We start from the raw sequence: 24,091 nt of genomic DNA on the forward strand, positions 1-24,091 counted from the left end.
TGTCGAATCATGGTCCGGCGCTGTCGGCGAGCCAGCGTGCGATGGCCTTGGCATCATCGTCGCCGAGGGTCTGCGGCGGCATCGGGATCGCCCCCCAGACGCCGGTGCTGCCTGCCTTGATCTTCTGCAGCAGATGGTCGGTCTGGCCGGGGTACTTTTTCGCGATGTCCGAGAAGGCGGGGCCGACGAGCTTCTGCGTCATGCCGTGGCAGGCGGTGCAGCTGTTCTTCTCGAGCAACGCGACGGGCGCCTTCGGTGCGGCCGCGGCCGGCGCCGTGGTCTTCACGGCGGCGGGCGGTGCGGTGGAAATGCCACGCTGCGCGCCCACCAACCGGTTCTGGTCGGCGAGGTTGCCGTGACTGCCGCGCGCATGCGGCGGCAGCTGCGCCACCGTCGACGCAGCGGGCACGCAGTCGCGCATGCAGGCCACGGCCGACACGTCGGGCCTGGCCGCGCGGCCGAACTCGCCGCCGGGCCACATCGCGTGCGCGGTGGTGCCGCCGTTGCGGTTGGGCATGCGGGCCTGCACCTCGCGGATGTTCTTGTCGGACAGCGTGAAGTCGTCGGGCACGATGCCGCCGAGGTTCAGCATGTAGGCGGTGACGGCATACACGTCGTCCGGCGTCAGCGACTTGGGCTGGTTCCACGGCATGGCCCGGTACACGTAGTCCCACACGGTCGACAGGCTCGTGACCTTCATCAGCGTGGTGCGACCCGGGAAGGCGGGGTCTTTCAGGCGCGCGACGTGACCGCTCTTGATGTCCTCGGCCGTGGTGCCGCCGACGATGGGGCTGAACACCTGGTTCGATTCGCCGAACACGCCGTGGCACGAGGCGCACTTGCCTTCCCACAGGTCCTGCCCGCGCGTGACCGAGCCCGAGCCGGGCGGCAGGCCTTTGAAGTCGGGACGCACGTCGATGTCCCACGCGGCCACTTCCTTGGGCGTGGCGTCGCGGCCGATGCCGGCGTAGCCCGACGTCTTCGGCTGTGCCACGGCTGCAGCACTCACGCCGAAAGCGAGGGCCAGCACCAGCAGTGCGCGCTCAGGAAAGCTGGACATTCGCCACCTCCCCGTTCGCCTGCACCTGCCACGACTGGATGGCGTTGTTGTGATAGATCGAGCGCGTGCCGCGCACCGCGCGCAGCTGCTTGTAGCTGGGCTGCACGTAGCCGGTGTCGTCCATCGCGCGGCTCTGGATGATCGCGGGCGTGCCGTCCCACACCCAGTCGATGTTGAAGCGCGTGAGGCACTTCGAGAGCACCGGCGATTCGAGCCGCGCGGTGCGCCAGTTGCGCCCGCCGTCCACGCTCACGTCCACGCGCTTGACCTTGCCGCGGCCCGACCACGCGAGGCCGGTGATGTTGTAGAAGCCTTTGTCGAGCAGCATCTGCCCGCCCGAAGGCGTGGTCACGACGCTCTTGCATTCCTGGATGCTGGTGTACTGGCGGTGCTGGCCGTCGGGCATCAGGTCGACGTAGTGCACGTTCTCGTCCTTGGTGCCGTAGGGCTGGTCGCCCAGTTCGATGCGGCGCAGGTACTTGACCCAGCTCACGCCCTGCACGCCCGGCACCACCAGGCGCAGCGGGTAGCCCTGCTCGGGGCGCAGCATCTCGCCGTTCTGGCCGTAGGCCACGAGCACCTCGCCCGAGCGGATGAGGCTCATGGGGATGGTGCGCGTCATGGAAGAACCGTCAGCGCCTTCGGCCAGCACGAAGCGCTCGCCCTTGAGGTCAGCGCCCGCCATCTCGAGCAGCGTGATCAGCGGCACGCCGGTGAATTCGCTGCACGACAGCATGCCGTGCGTGTACTGGGCCGTCGGCACCGCGACATTGCCCCACTCCATGCCGGTGTTGGCGCCACACTCGATGAAGTGAAAGCGCGACACCGACGGCAGCCGCATCAGCTCGTCGAGCGTGAAGACCTTCGGCGCCTTCACCATGCCGTTGACCATCAGGCGGTGCTTCGACGGGTCGATGTCCCACCATCCCTGGTGGTGCCGCTCGAAATGCAGGCCGCTGGGCGTGACGATGCCGAACAGCGACTGCAGCGGCGCGAACGACACCGAGGCCTGCGCGGTCGGCGTGAGCCCCGGGCTCTGGCGGCGCTGCACGTTGGCTTCGTATTTCGAAGGCTTGCCGTAGCCGTCGGTGACGACCGGCTGCCCGAGGCCCGTGCTGTGCGCGGGCAGATTCAGGATCGCGGGATCGCCATCGCCGACAGCCGGGCGCGGCTGCGCGAGCGCGGACGACGTGGCCGTGCCTGCCACGGCGGCAGCGAAGGCGTTGCGGATGAAGTCGCGCCGCCCCTTGCCGGCTTCGGCGAAGACGGCGCGCACGCCCTGTGCGTCGAGAAAGTTCTCGGGTGCCTTGCGCACCTGCCCGGTCTGCTGGATGTTGCCGCTCATGGCGTGGCGTCCGTGCGCCTTACTTGGCGCCGCCCAACACCCAGGCGGCCAGCGCCTTGGCATCGGCCTCGCTCATCGCAGGCTGCGCGGGCATGGGCACGGCGCCCCACTTGCCGGTGCTGCCCTTCTGGATGCTCGCGGTGAGCACGGCGAGCGCGTCGGCCTGGCCGGTGTACTTCTTCGCGACATCGAGGTAGGCGGGACCGACCAGCTTCTTGTCGACCGCGTGGCACGCGAGGCAGGCGTTCTTCTGGGCCAGTTCCTTGTTCGCAAGGGCCGGCGTCGACAGCAATACAGCAGTGACAGCAACGGCGAGCGACGGCAACAGCAACTTCAATTCGGTCTCCTCGAAACGCGCCCCGAAGCGGCTGGTTTCATCGTTAAATAAGTAAATCGTTATGTATTGATTTTAGGGACGATCGCGCGCAAGGGAAGGGCTTTGGCCTTGGGGGAAACCCGTGCGGTTTCTCGCGGCGCCAGGTCAGCTGCGGACGGCGGTGCGCGCGTGCTGCAGGCGTGCTTCGAGGTAGGCGCCGTAGAAGTCCGAGTCGCCGCCGGTCAACCGCTCGGCGACCTCGCGGCCGTGGCGGCCGAAGAAGAGCACGGTCGGTGCGACGCTGACGTTCCACGCCTTGATGAGCGCGTCGTGCGTGCGCGCTGCGCCGTCGAAATCACGCACGCCGCGCGAATCGCGAAAGTCGATCTGCACCACGGGCAGGCCGGCCGCGAGTTCAGGCACGAGGTAGTTCTCGCGCACGACCTTGCAGAAGGGACAGCCCTGCAGGCTGGCCATGACAACCAGCGGTTGCGCGCGGGCCAGCGCCGCCGCGAGCGCGCCGGCCAGCGAGGCGGGCGCGGGCAGCTGCACGTCGGCCGCATGCACGGCCATCGGCGCGACGCACCACGCGGCAAGACCCGCGACGAGTTGCCGGCGCGTGCGGTCGCCGCTCATCGCGCCTCCTGCTCCAGCAGCAGGTAGGTGTTGTAGGCGTTCATGCGGTTGGCCACCTTGAACAGCGGCCAGGCCTCGAAGCGCGACCAGTCGGTGGCGGCGTAGGCCTCGTCGAAGGGTGTCATCTCGGTGGCGGCCTTCTGCATCGCGCCGCGCAGAAAGACGAGGTAGTCGCGCGTCTGCCGCAGGTCTTGCGCCGGGTCGTCCGACGCGGGGCCGTGGCCCGGCACGATGGTGCGCGCATCGAGCGCGAGCAGCGCGTCGAGCGACGCGATCCAGTGCCGGCTGTCGGCCGAGCCCACGTAGGGCGTGCGGTTGCGGAACACGATGTCGCCGGTGAACAGCACCTTCTGCTGCGGCAGGAAGATGGCAAGGTCTTCCGGCGTGTGCGCAGGGCCGGCGGGCTGGATCACGAAGCGCGTGCCGCCGATGGTGAGCTCGGTGCGCGCATCGATCCACACGTCGGCCGGCACCAGCTTCGTGCCCGCGTCGATCCACGGTGCGAGCTCCTGGCGCGAGGCCTCGAGGCGCAGCCGCGCGGTGTCGGACGTGAGGTAGCTCTTGCCCCGCGCGTGCGCCACGATCTGCGCGCCCAGCGCCTTGAACACCTGCAGGCCGTAGATGTGGTCGGCGTGGTAATGCGTGAGGATGACGTGGCTGATCGGCTTGGGCGTGAGCTTGCGGATCTCTTGCACCATGCGCTCGGCAACGGCGGGCGAGCCCAGCGCGTCGATCATCACGACGCTGTCGCGCGTGACGACGAAGCCGGCGTTCGAGATGAAGTTCTGGTTCTCCTTCGAGCCCAGCGCGGGGATGCCCTGCACATAGTAGATGTCGGGCGCTACGGGCAGCGGGCGGATCTCGGGCGCCGCGACTGCAGCACTGGCGCTCAGCCAGAGCGCAGCGCACATCAGCAGCGCCTTCGCGCGAACGGCGGTGGGCCGGCACGGGAACATCGTGGGTCGTCTCCTGCGGGCTCGGCGGCGAGGGCCGCGGGCTTGCCCGGCTGTAAATATAAGCAGAAGATGATATTTTGCGGGCAACGACAACAGCCAGAGGGTTTCCCCATGAGACACGCATTCATCGCTTTCCTGTTCGCCCTCGTGGCTTCGTTCGCGCACGCGCAGGACGTCAAGGTGGTCTATCACGTCAACACCGGCGTGGAGAGCAGCGCCGCCATCCTGGCGAACATCACGAACCACCTGAACGCGGACCCGAAGGCGAAGATCGTCGTGGTCACGCACGGCCCCGGCATCGACTTCCTGCTGACCGACGCCAAGGACAGCAAGGGCCGCGAGTTCAGCGGCCCGGTGAGCGCGCTGGCGGGGCGCGGCGTGGAGTTCAAGGTGTGCAACAACACGCTCACCACGCGCAACATCGATGCGGGCAAGCTGCTGATGGAAACCAAGGTGGTGCCCTCGGGTGTGGCCGAGGTGGCGCGGCTGCAGGCCAAGGAAGGCTACGTCTACCTGAAGCCCTGAGGGGCCCAACCGAAGAAGGCCTGACGGCCTTTTTCTCTTCCTATTCCTGCTCGATGGCGATCTGCACGCAGATGCTGCGGCACAGCGCCACCACGGTCTCGTTCGCGATGCTGTAGTAGATGCTCACGCCGTCGCGGCGCCGTGCGAGCACGCCCGCCTGGTAGAGCGTGTTCAGGTGCTGCGACATGTTGGGCTGCGTGGTGTCGATCTGCGCAAGCAGCTCGCTCACGTTCTTCTCGCCGTTGCACAGCAGGCTCACGATCTTCAGCCGCATGGGCGCGGCCATGGCCCGGAACAGGTCGGCGGCCATGTCGAAGACCTCGTCCTCGGTGACAGCCGGGGACTTCTTGCGGGGTTTGGTGGCCATGCTGAATAGGTTCATGCGCAGGTCGCAATGTACATCGGCGCCTGGCGCGACGAGCGATGTCCCGGCAGCCGTACGGCGATTGGCCATGGCCGCCGCGTCACAAACGCGGCGCGCTGCCCGTCTTCGGGATGCGGGGATGTCCCCGCGCCACCACCCGGAGCACCCCGCATGCACGCGCAACCAAGGATAGCCCTGCCCTATCGAGGCCATTGCCACGTCTTTCTCGACAGCGTTCGGACGCGATCTAATAATCAAAGCACTTTCTTTGATTAAAAATCGGGTTGCGTATGAACAAACAATCAAGGACCTGGCTCGGCGCCGGTCTCACGGTCGCGGTGCTGGGCGCGGCGGGCTACGGGCTCGTGGCGAAATTCCAGCCGGCCCATGCACAGGGCGGCGCCATGCCGCCGGCCAAGGTGGCGGTGGCCCCCGCGCGGCAGACCGAGATGGCGCGCTTTCTCGGCGGCATCGGCACGCTGGAGGCCCACCGGCAGGTCGAGGTGCCGGCCGAAGTGGAGGGGCGGGTCGCGAAGATCCTGTTCACGCCGGGCGCGCAGGTGCGTGCCGGCCAACTGCTGGTGCAGCTGAACGACGCGCCCGAGCAGGGCGACTTCGAACGGTTGCGCGCACAGCAGTCGAACGCGCGCACCGCGCTGGAACGCACGCGCCGCCTGCTGCCGCAGCAGGCCGCCACGCAGGAGCAGATGGAGCAGGCGCAGGCCGCCTTCGACCAGGCCAGTGGCGAGCTGCGGCGCGTGCAGGCGCTCATCGAGCAGAAGCACATCAAGGCGCCGTTCGACGGCGTGCTGGGCATCCGCAAGGTCAACCTCGGACAGTTCGTGCGCGCCGGTGATGCGCTGGTGTCGCTGACCGACAGCCGCACGCTGTTCGCCAACCTCACGCTGCCCGAGACCGCGTTGCCGGCACTCAAACGCAACCAGGCGGTGGCGCTCGCGGTCGATGCGTATCCGGGCCGCGTGTTTCCCGCCAAGCTCAGCGCCATCGAACCGATGATCGGCAGCGACACGCGCACCGTGCGGCTGCAAGCCACGGTCGACAACGCCGACGGCGCACTCACGCCCGGCATGTACGTCAACGGCAAGGTCGCGCTGCCCGCGCGCGCCGACGCCATCGCGGTGCCTGAGACCGCCATCACCTACAGCACGCACGGCGACTCGGTGTTCGTGGTGCGCGCCGGCGAGAAGGGCGACGGCTTCTCGGTGCAGCAGGTGTTCGTGAAGACCGGCGAGCGGCAGGACGGCCTGGTCGTGGTCGAGCAGGGCCTGAAGGCCGGCGAGCAGGTCGTCACCTCGGGCCAGCTTCGCTTGTACAACGGCGCCGCCGTGGCGCCGGCTGCGAAGGACACGCTGGCCCTGCAGGACGCGAAGTCATGAAGTTCACCGACCTCTTCGTGCGCCGGCCCGTGCTGGCGCTGGTGGTGAGCACGCTCATCCTGCTGCTCGGCGCGCGTGCGCTGGGCGACCTGCCGGTGCGCCAGTACCCGCTGACCGAGAGCACCACGCTCACCATCACCACGCAGTACCCCGGCGCCTCGCCGGAGCTGATGCAGGGCTTCGTCACGCAGCCGATCGCGCAGGCGGTGGCGACCATCGAGAACGTCGACTACCTCTCGTCGTCGTCCACGCTGGGCCGCAGCGTAATCAGCGTGCGCATGAAGCTCAACGCCGACGCCAACCAGGCGCTCACGCAAGCGATGGCGCAGGTCAGCCAGGTGAAGTACCGGCTGCCGGCCGAGGCCTTCGACCCGGTGATCCTCAAGTCGGCGGGCGAAGCCACGGCCGTGGCGTACGTGGGCTTCTCGAGCAAGACGATGCCGGTGCCGCAGCTCACCGACTACCTCTCGCGCGTGGTGCAGCCGCAGTTCGCATCGATCGAAGGCGTCTCGGGTGTCGAGGTGTCGGGCGGGCAGACGCTGGCGATGCGCGTGTGGCTCGACGCCAACCGCATGGCCGCGCGCGGCATCTCGGCCGGCGAGCTGGCCGACGCGCTGCGCCAGAACAACGTGCAGGCCGCACCCGGGCAGGTGAAGGGCCTGTACGTGGTGTCGAACATCCGCGTGAACACCGACCTGGTGAACGTGGCCGAGTTCCGCGACATGGTCATCAAGCGCGACGGTAACGCCATCGTGCGGCTGGGCGACGTGGCCACGGTGGAACTGGGCGCGGCGAGTGTCGACAGCAGCGCGACGATGGACGGCGACAAGGCCATCTACCTGGGCCTGCAGGCGGCGCCCAACGGCAACCCGCTGGTGATCGTGAAGCGCATCCGCGACCTGCTGCCCGGCATCAAGCAGAACCTCCCTCCGGGCGTGGAGGTGCAGCTGCCCTTCGAGCTCGCGCGCTTCATCGAGGCCTCGATCGACGAGGTGCAGAAGACGCTGCTCGAAGCCATCGCCATCGTGGTGCTGGTGATCTTCCTGTGCCTGGGCTCGCTGCGCGCGGTGCTGATTCCGGTGGTGACGATTCCGCTGTCGATGCTGGGCGCGGCGGCGCTGATGCTGCTGTTCGGCTTCAGCATCAACCTGCTCACGCTGCTCGCGATGGTGCTGGCCATCGGGCTGGTGGTGGACGACGCCATCGTGGTGGTGGAGAACGTGCACCGCCACATCGAGGAAGGCAAGTCGCGCGTGCAGGCCGCGTTGATCGGCGCACGCGAAGTGGCCGGCCCGGTGATCGCGATGACGCTCACGCTGGCCGCGGTGTACGCGCCCATCGGCCTCATGGGCGGGCTCACGGGGTCGCTCTTCAAGGAATTCGCCTTCACGCTGGCGGGCGCGGTGGTGGTGTCGGGCGTGATCGCGCTCACGCTATCGCCGGTGATGAGCTCGTTCCTGCTGCCGCAGGACGCCACGGCGGGCCGCATGGCGCGTTATGCCGAAGCCTTCTTCCACAAGCTCGCCACGTCCTATGGGCGGCTGCTCGATGTGTCGCTGCACCACCGCTGGGTCACGGGCGTGCTGGCCGCGGCTGTGCTCGTGAGCCTGCCCTTTCTGTACCACGCGGCGCAGCGCGAGCTGGCACCCGGTGAAGACCAGGCGATGGTGATGACCGTCATCAAGTCGCCGCAGCACGCCAACATCGACTACGTCGAGAAGTTCGGCCAGAAGTGGGACGAGGTGCTGGCCCAACTGCCCGAGAACACCGGCCGCTGGCTCATCAACGGCTCGGACGGTGTCTCCAACAGCATCGGCGGCGTGCAGCTGTCCGACTGGAAAGACCGCCAGCGCAACGCCGACCAGATCCAGGCCGACGTGCAGGGCGGCATGAACGAGGTCGAGGGCAGCAGCGTGTTCGCCTTTCAGTTGCCGTCGCTTCCCGGTTCGACGGGTGGGCTTCCGGTGCAGATGGTGATCCGCAGCGCGGGCGACCACGCCACCGTGTTCGAGGCGATGGAAACACTGAAGAAGGCGGCGCGCGAGAGCGGCAAGTTCGCCGTGGTCGACAGCGACCTGGAGTTCAACAACCCCGTGACCGAAGTGCGCGTGGACCGCGCCAAGGCCAACAGCATGGGCGTGACCATGAAGGCCATCGGCGACACGCTGGCGGTGCTGGTGGGCGAGAACTACGTCAACCGCTTCGGCATGGACGGCCGCTCGTACGACGTGATCCCGCAGTCGCCGCGCGACCAGCGGCTCACGGCCGAGGCCCTGTCGCGCTACTTCGTGAAGAGCGCGAGCGGCCAGCCCGTGCCGCTGGCCAACCTGGTGACGCTGTCGACCAGCGTGGGGCCCAACAAGCTCACGCAGTTCAATCAGCTCAACGCCTCGACCTTCCAGGCCATTCCGATGCCGGGCGTGACCATGGGCGATGCCGTGGCGTTCCTGAGCGAAGAGGCCAAGAAGCTGCCGGCCGGCTTCAGCTACGACTGGCAGTCGGACGCGCGCCAGTTCACGCAGGAAGGCTCGGCGCTGGTGATGGCCTTCGTGTTCGCGATCGTGGTGATCTACCTGGTGCTGGCCGCTCAGTACGAGAGCCTGCGCGACCCGCTCATCATCCTGATCAGCGTGCCGATGTCGATCTGCGGCGCGCTGGTGCCGCTGGCGCTGGGCTTTGCCACCATCAACATCTACACGCAGATCGGGCTGGTGACGCTCATCGGTCTCATCAGCAAGCACGGCATCCTGATGGTGGAATTTGCCAACGAAATTCAGGAGCGCCAGAACCTGGTGCGCCGCGCCGCCATCGAGCAGGCCGCGCGCATCCGGCTGCGCCCGATCTTGATGACCACGGCTGCGATGGTGGTGGGCCTGGTGCCGTTGCTGTTCGCCAGCGGCGCGGGTGCCAACAGCCGCTTCAGCATCGGCCTGGTGATCGTGGTCGGCATGCTGGTGGGCACGCTGTTCACGCTGTTCGTGCTGCCCACGATGTACACGCTGCTGGCACGCGACCACCGCACGGTGGGCCGCTCGCAGCGCACCGCCGAACTCGAGGCGCTCGTGGCGCGCGAGCCCGCGGGCGATACCGCCTGACGACACCGGGAGCATGACCATGACAAGAAGACTCTTCCCTTACGCCGCGCCGTTCGCACTCAGCATGCTGGTGCTGGCCGGCTGCGCGGTCGGCCCGACCTACACCGCGCCGAACGATGCGCCGGTGGCCATCTCCGCACCCGAGCGCGCGCTGTTCGCGCCCGACGCGGTGCAGCGCGACTGGTGGCGCCAGCTCGACGATCCGCAGCTCGATGCGCTCATCGACCGCGCGCTGGCCGGCAACCACGACATCCGCATCGCGCAAGCCCGGCTGCTCGAAGCCCGCGCGATGCAGACCGAAGCCGAGCTCGACCGCCTGCCCGTGGTGACGCTGGGCGCCAGCAAGACACGCAGCATCGCGCAAGGCAACGGCGTGCCGGCCGATGCGCGCACGCTGGCGCAGAGCAGCCGCGCGGGCTTCGACGCCGGCTGGGAGATCGACCTGTTCGGCCGCCTGCAGCGCCTGGACGAAGCCGCCACCGCGCGCGCCCAGGCCAGCGCCGCCGACCTCGAACAGGTGCGCATCGTGGCCGTGGCCGAACTGGCGCGCAACTACTACGAGATGCGCGGCGCCGAGCAACGCATGGCCGTGACGCACCGCACCCTCGACAGCCTGCGCCAGAGCCTGCGCGTGACCGAGGCGCAGGTGCGCACCGGGCGCGGCCTCGAAGGCGACCTGGCAAGCGCGCAGGCCAACCTGGCCAGCACCGAGAGCCAGCTGCCCGCGCTCGAAACCACGCGCCGACAGGCGGCCTACCGCGTCGCGGTGCTGGCCGGCTTGCGCCCGGCCGAGCTGGAACCCCTGCTGCAGCCGCAACCCTTGCGCGTGCTCGACAAGCGCCTGCCCATCGGCGACCTCGGCGAGCTGCTGCGCCGCCGGCCCGACGTGCTGCGCGCCGAGCGCGGCCTGGCCGCCAGCACCGCCGACGTGGGCGCGGCCACGGCCGAGCTGTACCCGCGCGTCGACATCGGCGGCTTCCTGGGCTTCATCGCGCTGCGCGGTGCCGACCTGGGCAGTTCGTCGAGCCGCGCCTTCAGCGTCACGCCCGGCGTGAGCTGGCCTGCCCTGCGGCTGGGTTCGGTCAAGGCCCGCCTGCGCGGCGCCGAGGCCCGTGCCGACGGCGAGCGCGCCGTCTACGAACAGACCGTGCTGCGCGCCATCGAGGACGTGGAGAACGCCCTCACCGGCTACGGCCAGAACCAGCTGCGCCTGCAACGGCTGCTGGAGGCCTCGGCCCGCAGCGGCCGTGCCGCCGAGCTGGCCCAGGTGCGCTACCGCGAAGGCGCCGCGCCCTACCTGAGCGTGCTCGACGCGCAGCGCACCCTGCTGCGCGTGCAGGATGCCGTGGCCGAGGCGGAAACGGCTTCTTTCACCAGCCTCGTGGCGCTTTACAAAGCACTGGGCGGGGGGTGGCAAGCGCCCACGGATGCGAAGGGAGTGCCAACCACCTGACAATGACGCTGTTTTCTCCCCTCACGACCGAAGCCGCCATGTCCGCCCCCGATGCCACCAAGCCCACCTGGATGCCGCACCAGCCGGCAGACCGCATCCTCTCCACGCTGAAGACCCGTGGCGCGCTCGGCATCCCCGACATCGCCAAGGTGCTGAACGTGACGGTCGAGGCGGTGCGCCAGCAGATGTCCAAGCTCGAAGCCGAAGGGCTGGTCGACGCCGAGAGCCGCTCCAGCGGCCGCGGCCGCCCGACCCAGATCTGGCGGCTCACCGGCGAGGGCCACAAGCGCTTTCCCGACACGCACGCCGAGATGACGGTGCAGATGATCAGCGCCGTGATCAGCGTGTTCGGCGAGAAGGGCATGGACCAGCTCATCGGCGCGCGCGAAGCCGCCATGCGCGCCACCTACACCGAGGCCATGCGCGGCGCGCGCAACCTCGAGACGCGGCTCGAACGGCTCGCGGACATCCGCAGCCGCGAGGGCTACATGGCCGAGTACCGCGCCGAGGGCGACGGCTTTCTCTTCATCGAGAACCACTGTCCCATCTGCACCGCGGCGCAGGCCTGCACCGGCTTTTGCCGCAGCGAGCTGCAGCTCTTCGACGAAGTGCTGGGGCCCGAGGCCGACGTGAGCCGTGTCGAGCACGTGCTCGCGGGCGCGCGGCGTTGCGCGTACCGCGTGGTGCCCAAGGCCATCGCCTGAATCGCCCACGCATTTTTCGTTTCATTCACCAACCAGAAAGAAAGGCTCCACCATGGAACACACCCTTCCCCCGCTGCCGTACGCCATCGACGCACTGGCGCCCGAGTATTCGCAGGAAACCCTCGAGTTCCACCACGGCAAGCACCACAACGCCTACGTGGTGAACCTGAACAACCTGCAAAAGGGCACCGAGTTCGAAGCGATGACGCTCGAGGAGATCGTCAAGAAGTCCAGCGGCGGCATCTACAACAACGCCGCGCAGATCTGGAACCACACCTTCTTCTGGAACTGCATGAAGCCCCAAGGTGGCGGCGCCCCGACGGGCGCGCTGGCCAAGGCCATCGACGCCAAGTGGGGCAGCTACGACGCCTTCAAGGAANNNNGCACGCGTACTACATCGACTACCGCAACCTGCGCCCGAAGTTCGTCGAGACCTTCCTGGCCAAGCTGGTCAACTGGGACTTTGCGGCCAAGAACTTCGGCTGAAGTCCGCGTTCTCGCCATGAAGGAAGCCGACCTGCGGGTCGGCTTTTTTGTGGGCGCTCGGTTCAGCGCGGTGCCGTCACCATCCAGTCGATCCAGCGCGCGACGTGCGCCTGGTCGAGGTCGAAGTAGTGCGTGTGGGCGCCAAGGCCGAGGCAGGCCTCGTGCTCGGGCGCGGCGCCCCATGCCGGCGACGCTGTCACCTGCGCATACGACTTGTCGTCGGGGCCCCAGAGCCAGCGCCCGACGTAGTCGCCGGCCGTGTACAGGTTGACCCAGCGGTCCACGCCGACCTGCGCCGCGCTCGGCCCGCCGCCGTTCGCGGCTTCCGTCGTCACCCACGCATAGAGGTGCGGAAAGCGCGCCGCATACAGCTGGCGCAGCGGGCAGCCGGCCGTGAGCAGCAGCAGCCGGCTCCTGTTCAGCGCCGTCCAGAGTTCGGTCACGCGCGTGTCAACCTTCTGCGCGGCGCGGAACTGCAGGTAGCGCAGCAGTTCCGTCGAGATCACCGTGCCCTGGCTGTGGGCCACGACCACGATGCGGTCGTAGCCCTGCGCCGCCACGTGCTCCAGCAGCGACACGTAGCGCGAGAAGATGCGCGCACGCGGAATGGCGCGGCGCGGGAACTCGCGGAAGTGGCCATCGACGTCGAGCGCCACATCGAGCGGCATGCGCAGGCCCGGCACGGCGCGCGACAGGAACCCCCCGAGCAGCGAGACGGCCGCGGCCAGCGTGGCGGCGGTGAAGATCAGCGGCTTGAGGCCGGTCTGCGACAGCGCCGACACCCAGACGACCGCGTCGTCGATCCGCCCGCCGACCGAGACACCGCATTGCTTGAGCACCAGCAGCAGCGCGACCGCGCAGGCAATCAACACGCTGGCACTCGTGAGGAAGGTGACGAAAAAGTCGAGCCGCCGGTAGCCCGCGCCAAGCCAGTGGCCCAGGCGCTCCGAGGTTCCGAAGGCCACCTTGAGTTCGGCGAACAGGCTGGGCACCAGCACCGCCACGAGGTAGGCCAGCAGCGACAGCGTGAGCCCCGCCGTCAGGGCGAAGGCCTGCGTGCTCTTCTCGTAGCGGCCGTGCAGGAAGTTCGCACCGTCGGCCCAGTAGATGCCCTTGCCGAACCAGAACGGCGCGTAGTCCACGTTCTTCGCGCCGAGCTCCACGATGTTCGTGAGCACGGCCCAGAACACCATCGACAGCGCCACGAACGCGGCCACCGACACGAAGAGCCCGAGCCGACCCGTGGCGATGCTGGCGCGCGCGGCTGCATCGCGATCGGGCACCGACTGACCGGCAACGAGCCAACCGATGAGCAGCACGCCGGCCACGCCCCACCAGGCCACGACGCCCAGCAGCAGGTACTCGACCACCCGCATGCCGGCGCGCACCCAGTGGCGCAGGTCGTCCGTGCCGCCTGCCGCTGCGGCGTTGAGTGCCACGTGCAGCAGCAGCGCGGCCGCGGTCAGCGCCATCAGGCCCAGGCCCCAGGTGCGCGCCGCCGGAAAGCGGTCGCGTGCGATGCGCAAGGCGCGGTCGGCCAACGCGGCGAGCAGCGCCAGCCAGGTCAGTCCGACGACCCAGTGCGCGGGCAGTTGCGCCCACAGGAGCCATCCCGCCAGCAAGGCATACAGGCCCACCACGATGCGCCCGGAAAGCCCGGGGCGCGCCTGGTAGCTGTACCACCAGACGGCCAGCACAGGCACGGCCACCGCCAGCACCCGGCGCAGCAGTTCGGTGAGCGACAGCGCACTCGGTGCGGGCTCGACCCGCGCCAGTGCGCCGAGCCCCGCGATCACCAGCCCGATGAGCAACAGCTGCAGGAAGAGGTTGGCCAGCAGGTTCGCAAAGGCCCAGTCGAGCGTGGTCTGCAGCGACGCCAGGCAGGCCCAGCGCCGCGCGCCCGGCGGGCGGGGCTTTCTGTTCACGCCGGCCGCCTCGGCGGCGCGGTCCACCGCATCGCGGCCCAGCTGCGAGAGGCGGAACACGATGGTGAACAGCTCGGCGACGATGCGCGCCACCGAGCCGGGCAGCCGCGACAGGTCGGCCCAGTACATCTCGTGCACGTCGATGCGCTGCTGCACCGGCTGCCCGTGGGCATCGGTGGCGTCGCGCGTCATGCGCACGCGCGTGGCCTCGTAGGCCTCGTGGTCGGGCTCGGCCCGCTGCGACTTGAACAGCAGGTAGTCGCTGAAGGCGATGTCGGGGTTGCTCTTCTTCAGCTCGCGCGGCGTGAGCGGCCCGCGCCCCTTGGCCGCGCGCACCACGCCCGCGTCGTCGGACTCGGCGCTCGATATCCAGTCGTCGGCGCTGAAGTCGGAGGTCTTCGACTGCCGCATCGCCTTGCGCACGGGCGGCACGTAGGCCTTCTGCGCAGCACCGCCTTGCGCCGACGTCGGATGGCCCGTGCGCCGCTGCACCATCGACGTCAGCGGCGGCACCGGCAGGAGGTGGCTGTCGCAGTCGGCCTGGCGGTAGGTCGCGCCGGGGCCGGGGTGGTTGAGCATCAGCGAGGCGATGGCGCGGGCCGTGTCTCCGGCCTTCTGGTCGGCCACGCCGTGGATGGCGATGACCGCGACGCGCTCGGGACGCGCGGGCGTTGACGGGTCGGGCGACGGTGCGCGCATGGGATGACTCCTCCATGCCATGCCGGTGCATGGCAGGAGGGATTGTCCGCAGCGCGCCGTCTTTGGCTTCCCCCAAAAGAGGGATGCCGGATGGTCAGGGGCCCGTGGACCTCAGCCGCCGATCAGGTGCAGGATGTTCCCGTCCGGGTCCTTGAACCACGCCATCTTCATGCCGTCCGCGAGGTGAAGATCGCCTTCGCGCTTCGTCCCGGGCATGTCGTAGTGCTCGAAGCGCACGCCCTTGGCCTGGAGCGCGGCAACGAGGCGCCCGATGTCCGCGCCGACCTGCCAGCTCACGGCCGTGGCCTGGTTCGTGCCCGCGAACGACGAGCGGTACACCTGGACGCGCGCGTTGCCGCTGCGGTAGACGACGACCTCGTCGCCCTCCGAATCGACCTGCGCAAGGCCGAGGGTGTCTTCGTAGAAACGGCGCGCCACGGTCATGTCTTTCACCGCGAGATTCGCCACTGCATCGATGTTTCCGAGCATGGGTGTCTCCTGTGGGGGGAATGGACATTTCATCTTCGACGGCCGGATGGCCCTGTCAAGTCGGCGCCGTCCGATACGGGGCCCATCGCAAAGCACGAAAATGGGGGGATGCCCCTTCCGGCACACTGCACCGTGGGTGCAGTGAGGTCGAAAGACCTCCATCGACATTGCCGCGCCCCCATCCGCTCAGACCGAGAGAGACAATCCCATGATCCGAAGAAAACTCACCCGCTCGCTGGCCCTCGTGCTCGCACTTCCCCTGGCGTTCGGCACCGTGGCCGCACAAGCCCAGACCGCCGCCTACCCCGCCAAGCCCATCCGCATGGTCGTGCCCTTCCCGCCCGGCGGCGGCACCGACATCCTGGCGCGCCTGGTCGCGCAGAAGCTCACCGAAGCCAACCACTGGACCGTGGTGCCCGACAACCGCGGCGGCGCCGGCGGCACCATCGGCATCGCCGAGGCGGCGCGCGCCGCGCCCACGGGCTACGACATCGTGATGGGCCAGAAGGACAACATGGTCGTCGCGCCCTGGCTCTACAAGAGCCTGAGCTACAACCCGGTAAAGGACCTCACGGCCGTGGCCCACGTGGCCTACACGCCCGTGGTGATCGTCACGCAGGCCAACTCGAAGTTCAAGACGCTCGACGACGTGGTGAAGGCCGCGCGCGCCGCGCCCGACACCGTCACCTACGGCTCGCCGGGCAACGGCACCACCATCCACCTGGCCGGCGAGATCTTCAACGGCGCGGCCAAGATCAAGATGCGCCACGTGCCCTACAAGGGCTCCAACGCCGCCATGATGGACGTGCTCGCGGGCAACGTCGACCTGATGGTGTCGTCGGTGCCCTCGGCGCTGGCGCAGATCAAGGCCGGCAAGCTGCGCCCGCTGGCCGTGACCTCGGCCAAGCGCAGCACCTCGCTGCCCGACACGCCCACCGTGGCCGAGCTGGGCTACAAGGACTTCGACGTGAGCACCTGGTACGGCATCTTCGTGCCCGCCGGCACGCCCAAGGACGTCGTCGCCACGCTGAATGCGGCGGTCAACAAGCTGCTGGCCACGCCCGAGATGAAGGCGGCCATCATTGCGCAGGGCGCCGAGCCGCAGGGCATGACGCCGGAGCAGTTCGGCACGCTGCTGAAGACCGACTACGAGAAGTGGAAGGGGATCGTGCAGGCCTCGGGCGCGACGATCGAGTAAGGCTGGTTTTCACCAGGAACACCGCGGAACCGGCTTTGCCGGGCCGCTGGTGTTGCCCCGGTAGGGGGTTGGCGAAGCGACACGAAGTGCGCGAAGCCTGGGGGCGAGCTCAATCAGGCACGAACTTCGTATTGAAGATCTCCACGTCCGCCGCGTCCTCGAACGTCGCCACCTGCCCCATCTTCCCGTCGCTCATGCGGCAGGCCGAGAACAGGCTGTAGCGGCCCTTGAAATAGAACTCGTCCATCACGATCAGCGCGTACGGGTACGGCACGAACACCTGGTGCTCGAAGACGATGCGGTGCACGTTCCTCGGCGACGGGAAGAGCTTGTAGTCGAGCGTGTCGATGGACTTTGCGGTGGCCATGATGATGTCGCCGTGTTCAGGCCGGGTCGCGCACGTCGGCCACGGGGTTGCTGCCGAAGTCCGCGCGGGCCAGGTAGGCGAGCACCTTGGCCGCGGCGCCCTGGGGGCTGTCGAGCCGGCCTTCTTCCTTCATGCTCACGAAGCGCGTGCGATCCGGGAACTGTTCGGCCGACGCGCCGCGCAGCTGCACCTGCATGTCGGTGTCGATGATGCCGGGCGCCAGCGACACGATGCGCGCGCCGTTCGGTGCATGTGCTTCCTCGAGCGCCACGGCCCGCGAGAAATGGTCCATGCCGGCCTTGGCCGCGCAGTACGGCGCCTGGCTGCCCAGGGCGTTGCGGCCCAGGCCCGACGAGATGTTCAGCACCTTGCGCGCGCCGCGCCATTCGCGCGTGCCGCCGAGGAAAGCGGCCGTGAGCAGCATCGGCGCTTCGAGCCCGATGCGCAGTGCCTGGGCCAGTTCAGCCGGCACGGCGCGCGACAGCGGCGCGGGATTGCCGACGGTGCCGGCGTTGTTGATGAGCGTGACGCTGTCGAAGCGCTGGCCGTCCAGCGTCTGGAGCCAGTCCGACAGGCGCGCTGCGGCGGCCATGGGGTCGGACAGGTCCTGCGCCCATTGCGTCAGTTCGGCGCCGCCGGCCTTGGCGGCCTCGGCGAGTTCGGGCGAGGGCTTGCGCGCAATGCCGAGCACCGCGTGGCCGGCCTGCAGCAGCTGTTCGGCCATGGCACGGCCCAGGCCGCGCGAGGCGCCGGTGATGACGGTGAGGTGGGAAGAGGCGAAGGTGGTCATGGGTGTGTGGGGGCAGGAGAAGGCCGCAAGGCTAAGGGATATCGAAAGGCCGCGTGCATCAGCCGGTACGGAACTGACCGCGCAGGAAGTTGCGGTGGCGGGCAATGTGCTGCAGCTGCGCCGGTGCGATGGTCCCGCCGAGGTCGACCTCGTCCGCGCCGTTGAGCACCGCATTGGCGTTGGCCATGGCGCGCGCCACGACCTCTTCCTCGCTCACGCCGAGCTGCGCCGCCAGATCAAGCGCGACGCGGCGCATGGCGCGCTGCGACAGCATCCACATCGCGCCGAAGCGGTCCCAGGCCAGCGCGGCCTCTTCCGACTTTTCGCGGTCGGCCAGGATGTCTTTCAGCGGGCGCGCCAGGATCTCGTTGAGCGCCTCGATCTGTTCGCCCAGGGCCTCGGCGCGGTCGATGGCTTCTTCGAGCGTCGGGCCGTCGTCTTCCTCGTTGCGGGCCTGCGTGGCCTGTTGCTGCGGCGGCGGCAGAAAGCTCGCCTGTGCGTCGGCGGGCACGATCTGCAGGTGGTCGGAGAGAGCCATGTTCTTTTCTTCTTTCAGGTTCAGTTCGAGGTGCTGCCGTTCTTGCGGCTGGACACCGCGGTGGCGCGCAGGCCCGGCAAATCAAGCACGCGCAGGCCGCCGTACTCGACGCGGATCAGCCCTTGCGCCGACAGCGCATTGAGCGCCTCGTTCACGCGCTGGCGCGACAGGCCGACAAGATACGCCAGCTCCTGCTGCGTGATGCGCAAGACCTCGCCCACGCCGGGGTACAGCACGGGGTTGAACAGCGACACCAGGTTGCGCGCCACGCGCGCGTCGGGGTTGTTGAGGCGATCGATCTCCAGCGCCGCGATGAACTGCCCGAGCCGCTCGTTGAGCTGGTTCATCACGAAACGGTTGAAGCCGATGGAATGGTCGAGCAGCCAGTGGAAACTCTCGATCGGCAGCCCCGCCACGAGGCTGCGGCGCAGCGCCTGGATGTTGTAGCGGTAGGGCTCGCGCTTCATCACCGTGCCTTCGCCGAACCAGCCGCCGGGCGGCACGCCGGTGTAGGTGACCGAGCCGCCGTCGGCGTTGTCGTTGCTCATCTTCAAGAGGCCTTCGACCACGCCGAACCAGTAGGTGGGCGAGCGGCCGACGCGGCACACGAGGTCGCCGGGCTCGGCCTCGCCGACCACGAGCGTGGCCTCGGCGCGGCGGCGCTCGGTGGGCGTGAGCGTGGGCAGCCACGGAATGCCACCGAGTTCGGTGCCGTTGGGAGGGCGAACCCGGTCCTTGATCGAACCGCCGAGCACGTTGTGTGGATGTGGATTGCCAGGAGGCATCGGGAAACTCCGGGGAGTAGTGTCCCTAGGATTGTCGTTGGAACGACAACCGGGCGTCAAAGTGAGACCTACGATCCGGCCACTGTGCAAACCACCGCCCCCACCTTCCCCCGTCTGCTGCTCGCGCATGCCGAGGCCCGTCCCGAGGCCCCCGCCGTGCGCGAAAAAGACCTTGGCATCTGGCAAACCTGGACCTGGAACGCCGTGGCGCAGGAAGTGCGCGAGATGGCCTGCGGTCTGGCGAGCCTTGGCTTCAAGGCCTTCGACAACCTTGCGATCGTCGGTGCCAACCGGCCGCACCTGTACATGGCGGTGCTCGCCGCGCAAAGCCTGCGCGGCGTGCCCGTGCCGCTTTACCAGGACGCGGTGGCCAGCGAGATGGTCTTCATGCTGAACGATGCGGGCATCGAGTTCGTGATCGTCGAAGACCAGGAGCAGGTCGACAAGCTGCTCGAGTGCCGCGAACTCCAGCAGGCACAGGAAGGCCGGGAAGGCCAGTCGTCGGGCATCCGCCACATCATCTACGACGACCCCAAGGGCCTGCGCCACTACGACCAGCCGGGGCTCATGAGCTACGAGCAGCTGCGCGAGCTGGGCCGCGCCTTCGACAAGGTCAACGCCGGCTACTACGACCGCGCCGTGGCCAGCGGCGAAGCCACCGACGTCGGCGTGATCCTCTACACCTCGGGCACCACCGGCCGCCCCAAGGGCGTGTGCCAGACGCACGCCAGCTTCATCGCGGCGGGCCGTGGCGGCGTCGAGACCGACAAGCTCGGCCCCGGCGACAACATCATGAGCTACCTGCCGATGGCGTGGGTGGGCGACCACCTGTTCTCGGTGGCGCAGTGGCTGGTGGGCGGCTTCACGCTCAACTGCCCCGAGTCGGCCGAGACGGTGATGAACGACATGCGCGAGATCGGCCCGAGCTACTACTTCGGCCCGCCGCGCACCTTCGAAGGCCTGCTGACGGCCGTGTCGATCCGCATGGAAGACGCGGCCGCACCCAAGCGCTGGCTGTACGCGAAGTTCATGGCGCTGGCACAGCGCGTGGGCGCCGACATCCTCAACGGTGCGCCGGTGAGCACGGGCGACCGGGTCATGTACAGCCTGGGCAACCTGCTGATCTACGGCCCGCTGCGCAACGTGCTGGGCATGAGCCGCATCCGCGTGGCCTACACGGCCGGCGCGGCCATCGGGCCCGACCTGTTCCGCTTCTACCGCTCGATCGGCGTGAACCTCAAGCAGTTCTACGGCCAGACCGAGACCTGCGCCTACGTGTGCCTGCAGCAGGACGGCAAGGTCAAGCTGCAGACCGTGGGCACGGCGGCGCCCGGCATCGAGCTCAAGATCGCCGACGACGGCGAGGTGCTGGTGCGCGGCGTGTCGGTGCTCAAGGAGTACTACAAGCGCCCCGACGCCACCGCCGAAGTGCTCGATGCCAACGGCTACTTCCACACCGGCGACGCCGGCGTGCTCGACAGCGAAGGTCACCTGCGCATCATCGACCGCGCAAAAGACGTGGGCAAGCTCAACGGTCCGGCCGGCACCTGCATGGGCGCCATCTTTGCGCCCAACTACATCGAGAACAAGCTCAAGTTCTTCCCGCAGATCAAGGAAGCCGTGTGCTTCGGCAACGGCCGCGACGAGGTCTGCGCCTTCATCAACATCGACTTCGAGGCCGTGGGCAACTGGGCCGAACGCCGCGGCCTGGCCTACGGCGGCTATGTCGACCTGGCCGGCAAGCCCGAGGTGCTGACGCTGGTGGCCGAGTGCATCGCCAAGGTCAACGCCGACCTCGCCGCCGAAGACGGCATGGGCGAGACGCAGATCGCGCGCTTCCTCGTGCTGCACAAGGAACTCGACCCCGACGACGACGAGCTGACCCGCACGCGCAAGGTGCGCCGCGGCTTCATCGCCGAGAAATACGCGGTGCTGGTCGATGCGCTCTACGGCGGCAAGACCGAGCAGTACATCGAGACCCAGGTCAAGTTCGAGGACGGACGCACGGGCGCCGTCAGCGCCACGCTGAAGATCAACGACGCCAGGACCTTCCCCATCGTGAAGGCCGCAGCATGAGCCGCCGGGCCGTCCCCAAGGCGAATACCGCAGCGCGTAGCGCGAAGGTCATCGAATGAGCAATCGGAAAATCGGCGACGTCATCCTCGACGTCCAGAACATCAGCCTGAGCTTCGGCGGCGTGAAAGCGCTGACCGACATCAGCTTCAACGTGCGCGAGCACGAGGTGCGGGCCATCATCGGGCCCAACGGCGCGGGCAAGAGCTCGATGCTGAACTGCATCAACGGCGTGTACTGGCCGCAGCAGGGCTCCATCACTTTCCGCGGCCAGACCTTCAAGCACATGAACTCGCGCCAGGTGGCGGAGATGGGCGTGGCGCGAACCTTCCAGAACCTGGCGCTGTTCAAGGGCATGAGCGTGCTCGACAACATCATGACGGGCCGCAACCTCAAGATGAAGAGCGGCCTGCTTGCGCAGGCGCTGCGCTGGGGCCCGGCCGAACGCGAGGAGCTGCAGCACCGCGAGTTCGTCGAACACATCATCGACTTCCTGGAAATCCAGGCACACCGCAAGACGCCGGTGGGCCGCCTGCCCTACGGTCTGCAAAAGCGCGTCGACCTGGGCCGCGCGCTCGCGATGGAACCGCAGGTGCTGCTGCTGGACGAACCCATGGCGGGCATGAACGTCGAAGAGAAGCAGGACATGAGCCGCTTCATCCTCGATGTGAACGACGAATTCGGCGCAACCATCGTCTTGATCGAGCACGACATGGGCGTGGTGATGGACATCTCCGACCGCGTGGTGGTGCTGGACTACGGCAAGAAGATCGGCGACGGCACGCCGGATGAAGTTCGGAACAACGAAGACGTGATCCGGGCGTACCTCGGCGTGGAGCATTGACCATGGGATTTTTCCTCGAAACCCTTTTCGGCGGCCTCATGGTCGGCATGCTGTATTCGCTGATCGCGATCGGCTTCGTGCTGATCTACAAGGCCTCGGGCGTCTTCAACTTCGCGCAGGGCGCGATGGTGCTGTTTGCCGCGCTGGCCATGGCACGCTTTGCCGAATGGTTCCCGCAGTGGTTCGGTTTCGAGAGCCTGCTGCTCGCGAACATCCTGGCCTTCATCGCGGCCATGGCGGTGATGATCGTCGTGGCCTGGCTCATCGAGCGGCTCGCGCTGAGCAAGCTGGTGAACCAGGAAGGCATCACGCTGCTGATGGCCACGCTGGGCATCGCCTACTTTCTCGACGGCGTGGGCCAGACGATCTTCGGCAACGACATCTACAAGATCGACGTCGGCATGCCCAAGGAACCGCTGATGGTGCTGCAAGGCACCTTCGAAGGCGGCCTGCTGCTGAGCCAGGAAGACCTGGTGGCGGCGGCGGTGTCGGCTGCGCTGGTGGTGGTGCTGGCCATCTTCTTCCAGAAGACCGCCACGGGCCGGGCGCTGCGTGCGGTGGCCGACGACCACCAGGCCGCGCAGTCGATCGGCATTCCGCTGTCGCGCATCTGGGTGATCGTGTGGTCGGTGGCCGGCTTCTCGGCGCTGGTGGCCGGGATCATCTGGGGTTCCAAGCTCGGCGTGCAGTTCTCGCTCTCGCTGGTGGCGCTGAAGGCGCTGCCGGTGGTGATCCTCGGCGGGCTGACCTCGATTCCCGGCGCCATCATCGGCGGCCTGCTGATCGGCGTCGGCGAGAAGCTGTCTGAAATCTATCTCGGCCCCATGCTTGGTGGCGGCATCGAGATCTGGTTTGCCTATGTTCTTGCACTGGTCTTCCTGCTCGTGCGGCCCCAAGGGCTGTTCGGCGAAAAGATCATCGATCGGGTCTGACATGTTCTACAGAGAAAACGGCCAGTTCAAGTCGAGCTACCGCGCCGACCAACAGATCTTCCCGATCGCGCAGGACCGCCTGGCGATCCTGGTGCTGCTGCTCGTGGCGTTCGTCGTGGTGCCGATGGGCGTGTCCGACTACTGGATGCGCGCCATCCTCACGCCCTTTTTGATCCTGTCGCTGGCGGCGCTGGGCCTGAACATCCTGGTCGGCTACTGCGGCCAGATCTCGCTGGGCACGGGCGCCTTCATGGCGGTGGGCGCGTATGCGGCCTACAACTTCCAGGTGCGCATCGAAGGCATGCCGCTCATCGCCTCGCTGCTGCTGGGCGGGCTCTGTGCGACGGTGATCGGCGTGCTCTTCGGCATTCCGAGCCTGCGCATCAAGGGCCTGTACCTGGCCGTTGCAACGCTGGCCGCGCAATTCTTCACCGACTGGGCGTTCCTGCGCATCACCTGGTTCACCAACAACTCGTCCTCGGGCTCGGTGAGCGTGGCGGGACTGAACGTGTTCGGCGTGCCGATCGAATCGCCGGTGCAGAAGTACCTGTTCTGCCTGTTCTTCGTGGTGGTGTTCGCGCTGCTCGCAAAGAACCTGGTGCGCAGCGCCATCGGCCGCGAGTGGATGGCGATGCGCGACATGGACGTGGCGGCCGCGGTGATCGGCATCCGCCCGGTGTACGCCAAGCTCACGGCCTTCGCGGTGAGCAGCTTCATCGTCGGCGTGGCCGGCGCGCTGTGGGGCTTCATTCACCTGGGGGCATGGGAGCCGGCGGCGTTCAGCATCGATCGCTCGTTCCAGCTGCTGTTCATGGTGATCATCGGCGGGCTCGGCTCGATCATGGGCAGCTTCTTCGGCGCCGCGTTCATCGTGCTCTTGCCGCTCTTCCTGAACCAGCTGCCCGCGTGGCTGGGCTTCTCGATTTCCACCGCGCTGGCCTCGCACCTGGAGACCATGATCTTCGGCGCGCTGATCGTGTTCTTCCTGATCGTGGAGCCGCACGGCCTGGCACGGCTGTGGTCCACGGCCAAGGAAAAGCTGCGGCTGTGGCCCTTCCCGCACTGACAACGCATTTCAAGAGTTCCCGTTCGTTCGCACGTAAAAACCCGGCAC

Annotated in this window: 23 protein-coding genes and 1 pseudogene; 12 read left to right on the top strand and 12 right to left on the bottom strand. The window is 68.0% G+C overall.

Annotation, left to right across the window (positions count from 1 at the left end; translation table 11 throughout):
* Window positions 1–7: 7 nt before the first annotated feature.
* The 5 genes from ASD34_RS10640 to ASD34_RS10660 form a co-directional block, all read right to left on the bottom strand.
* A complete protein-coding gene (locus tag ASD34_RS10640) occupies window positions 8–1,060 on the bottom strand; it encodes a c-type cytochrome (protein ID WP_056576809.1) in 1,053 nt (350 codons plus the stop codon).
* Entirely contained in the window at window positions 1,044–2,405 is a 1,362-nt protein-coding gene (gene soxC, locus ASD34_RS10645) for a sulfite dehydrogenase (RefSeq protein WP_056576812.1), read from the bottom strand. The genes ASD34_RS10640 and soxC overlap by 17 nt, the downstream gene beginning before the upstream one ends.
* Before the next feature lie 19 nt (window positions 2,406–2,424).
* Window positions 2,425–2,742, bottom strand: a complete 318-nt coding sequence (locus tag ASD34_RS10650) for a c-type cytochrome (RefSeq protein ID WP_056576815.1) — start codon at window positions 2,740–2,742, stop codon at window positions 2,425–2,427.
* A gap of 144 nt (window positions 2,743–2,886) precedes the next feature.
* Window positions 2,887–3,357, bottom strand: coding sequence for a hypothetical protein (locus ASD34_RS10655; protein WP_056576817.1), 471 nt, complete (start codon window positions 3,355–3,357; stop codon window positions 2,887–2,889).
* Entirely contained in the window at window positions 3,354–4,313 is a 960-nt protein-coding gene (locus ASD34_RS10660; RefSeq protein WP_056576820.1) for an MBL fold metallo-hydrolase, read from the bottom strand. Before ASD34_RS10660 ends, ASD34_RS10655 begins: the two co-directional genes overlap by 4 nt.
* A 111-nt stretch (window positions 4,314–4,424) precedes the next feature.
* Between ASD34_RS10660 and ASD34_RS10665 the strand changes: the two genes are divergently transcribed.
* Window positions 4,425–4,838 (top strand): DsrE family protein, encoded by a 414-nt coding sequence (locus ASD34_RS10665; RefSeq protein WP_056576823.1) that lies wholly within the window; start codon window positions 4,425–4,427, stop codon window positions 4,836–4,838.
* Window positions 4,839–4,878: 40 nt separating this feature from the next.
* Here the strand turns inward: ASD34_RS10665 and ASD34_RS10670 are convergent, their stop codons facing one another.
* The gene (locus tag ASD34_RS10670; RefSeq protein WP_056576828.1) at window positions 4,879–5,205 is read right to left on the bottom strand and encodes an ArsR/SmtB family transcription factor; all 327 of its coding nucleotides are present in this window, start codon (window positions 5,203–5,205) and stop codon (window positions 4,879–4,881) included.
* 287 nt (window positions 5,206–5,492) lie between these two features.
* Here ASD34_RS10670 and ASD34_RS10675 point away from each other — a divergent pair, with 287 nt between their 5' ends.
* From ASD34_RS10675 to ASD34_RS28155, 6 genes and pseudogenes are all read left to right on the top strand, one after another.
* Entirely contained in the window at window positions 5,493–6,599 is a 1,107-nt protein-coding gene (locus ASD34_RS10675; RefSeq protein ID WP_056576831.1) for an efflux RND transporter periplasmic adaptor subunit, read from the top strand.
* On the top strand, window positions 6,596–9,694 hold the full coding sequence (locus ASD34_RS10680; RefSeq protein WP_056576834.1) for a MexW/MexI family multidrug efflux RND transporter permease subunit: 3,099 nt from the start codon (window positions 6,596–6,598) through the stop codon (window positions 9,692–9,694). Before ASD34_RS10675 ends, ASD34_RS10680 begins: the two co-directional genes overlap by 4 nt.
* 13 nt (window positions 9,695–9,707) lie before the next feature.
* On the top strand, window positions 9,708–11,147 hold the full coding sequence (locus ASD34_RS10685; RefSeq protein ID WP_157609675.1) for an efflux transporter outer membrane subunit: 1,440 nt from the start codon (window positions 9,708–9,710) through the stop codon (window positions 11,145–11,147).
* Window positions 11,148–11,185: 38 nt separating this feature from the next.
* Window positions 11,186–11,851 carry a helix-turn-helix transcriptional regulator gene (locus ASD34_RS10690; RefSeq protein ID WP_056577243.1) on the top strand — a complete coding sequence of 222 codons (666 nt, stop codon included), beginning with the start codon at window positions 11,186–11,188 and terminating at the stop codon, window positions 11,849–11,851.
* 52 nt (window positions 11,852–11,903) lie between these two features.
* A partial coding sequence (locus tag ASD34_RS10695; RefSeq protein WP_414929868.1) for a superoxide dismutase occupies window positions 11,904–12,230 on the top strand: 327 nt, incomplete at its 3' end.
* A 4-nt stretch (window positions 12,231–12,234) separates the two neighbouring features.
* Window positions 12,235–12,337, top strand: a pseudogene (locus tag ASD34_RS28155) (Fe-Mn family superoxide dismutase); the annotation flags it as partial.
* A gap of 62 nt (window positions 12,338–12,399) precedes the next feature.
* On the opposite strand, the gene ASD34_RS10700 reads toward ASD34_RS28155, so the two are convergent.
* Complete coding sequence (locus ASD34_RS10700; protein ID WP_056576837.1) at window positions 12,400–14,961, bottom strand: hypothetical protein; 2,562 nt, start codon at window positions 14,959–14,961, stop codon at window positions 12,400–12,402.
* Window positions 14,962–15,072: 111 nt separating this feature from the next.
* Window positions 15,073–15,450, bottom strand: a complete 378-nt coding sequence (locus ASD34_RS10705) for a VOC family protein (protein ID WP_056576840.1) — start codon at window positions 15,448–15,450, stop codon at window positions 15,073–15,075.
* A gap of 208 nt (window positions 15,451–15,658) precedes the next feature.
* Between ASD34_RS10705 and ASD34_RS10710 the strand changes: the two genes are divergently transcribed.
* Window positions 15,659–16,648 carry a Bug family tripartite tricarboxylate transporter substrate binding protein gene (locus ASD34_RS10710; protein WP_056576844.1) on the top strand — a complete coding sequence of 330 codons (990 nt, stop codon included), beginning with the start codon at window positions 15,659–15,661 and terminating at the stop codon, window positions 16,646–16,648.
* A 109-nt stretch (window positions 16,649–16,757) separates the two neighbouring features.
* On the opposite strand, the gene ASD34_RS10715 is transcribed toward ASD34_RS10710, so the two are convergent.
* Genes ASD34_RS10715 through ASD34_RS10730 form a run of 4 tightly spaced genes read right to left on the bottom strand, consistent with a single transcriptional unit; the run spans window position 16,758 to window position 19,128 of the window.
* Window positions 16,758–17,015, bottom strand: a complete 258-nt coding sequence (locus ASD34_RS10715; RefSeq protein ID WP_056576847.1) for a hypothetical protein — start codon at window positions 17,013–17,015, stop codon at window positions 16,758–16,760.
* 16 nt (window positions 17,016–17,031) lie between these two features.
* The gene (locus tag ASD34_RS10720) at window positions 17,032–17,805 is read right to left on the bottom strand and encodes an SDR family NAD(P)-dependent oxidoreductase (protein ID WP_056576850.1); all 774 of its coding nucleotides are present in this window, start codon (window positions 17,803–17,805) and stop codon (window positions 17,032–17,034) included.
* A gap of 58 nt (window positions 17,806–17,863) precedes the next feature.
* Window positions 17,864–18,343 (bottom strand): hypothetical protein, encoded by a 480-nt coding sequence (locus ASD34_RS10725; protein WP_056576854.1) that lies wholly within the window; start codon window positions 18,341–18,343, stop codon window positions 17,864–17,866.
* A 20-nt stretch (window positions 18,344–18,363) separates the two neighbouring features.
* The gene (locus ASD34_RS10730; RefSeq protein ID WP_056576857.1) at window positions 18,364–19,128 is read right to left on the bottom strand and encodes a Crp/Fnr family transcriptional regulator; all 765 of its coding nucleotides are present in this window, start codon (window positions 19,126–19,128) and stop codon (window positions 18,364–18,366) included.
* An 84-nt stretch (window positions 19,129–19,212) separates the two neighbouring features.
* Here ASD34_RS10730 and ASD34_RS10735 point away from each other — a divergent pair, with 84 nt between their 5' ends.
* The 4 genes from ASD34_RS10735 to ASD34_RS10750 are packed head-to-tail and all read left to right on the top strand — an operon-like array spanning window position 19,213 to window position 24,043.
* The gene (locus ASD34_RS10735; RefSeq protein ID WP_056576862.1) at window positions 19,213–21,204 is read left to right on the top strand and encodes an AMP-dependent synthetase/ligase; all 1,992 of its coding nucleotides are present in this window, start codon (window positions 19,213–19,215) and stop codon (window positions 21,202–21,204) included.
* 55 nt (window positions 21,205–21,259) lie between these two features.
* Window positions 21,260–22,045 carry an ABC transporter ATP-binding protein gene (locus tag ASD34_RS10740; RefSeq protein WP_056576865.1) on the top strand — a complete coding sequence of 262 codons (786 nt, stop codon included), beginning with the start codon at window positions 21,260–21,262 and terminating at the stop codon, window positions 22,043–22,045.
* 2 nt (window positions 22,046–22,047) lie between these two features.
* Window positions 22,048–22,977, top strand: a complete 930-nt coding sequence (locus ASD34_RS10745) for a branched-chain amino acid ABC transporter permease (protein WP_056576868.1) — start codon at window positions 22,048–22,050, stop codon at window positions 22,975–22,977.
* Between the two features lies 1 nt (window position 22,978).
* Entirely contained in the window at window positions 22,979–24,043 is a 1,065-nt protein-coding gene (locus ASD34_RS10750) for a branched-chain amino acid ABC transporter permease (RefSeq protein WP_056576871.1), read from the top strand.
* Window positions 24,044–24,091: the final 48 nt, after the last annotated feature.

Origin of the sequence: Variovorax sp. Root473 (assembly GCF_001426505.1) — a bacterium.
In the GTDB taxonomy this organism is placed as follows: domain Bacteria; phylum Pseudomonadota; class Gammaproteobacteria; order Burkholderiales; family Burkholderiaceae_C; genus Variovorax.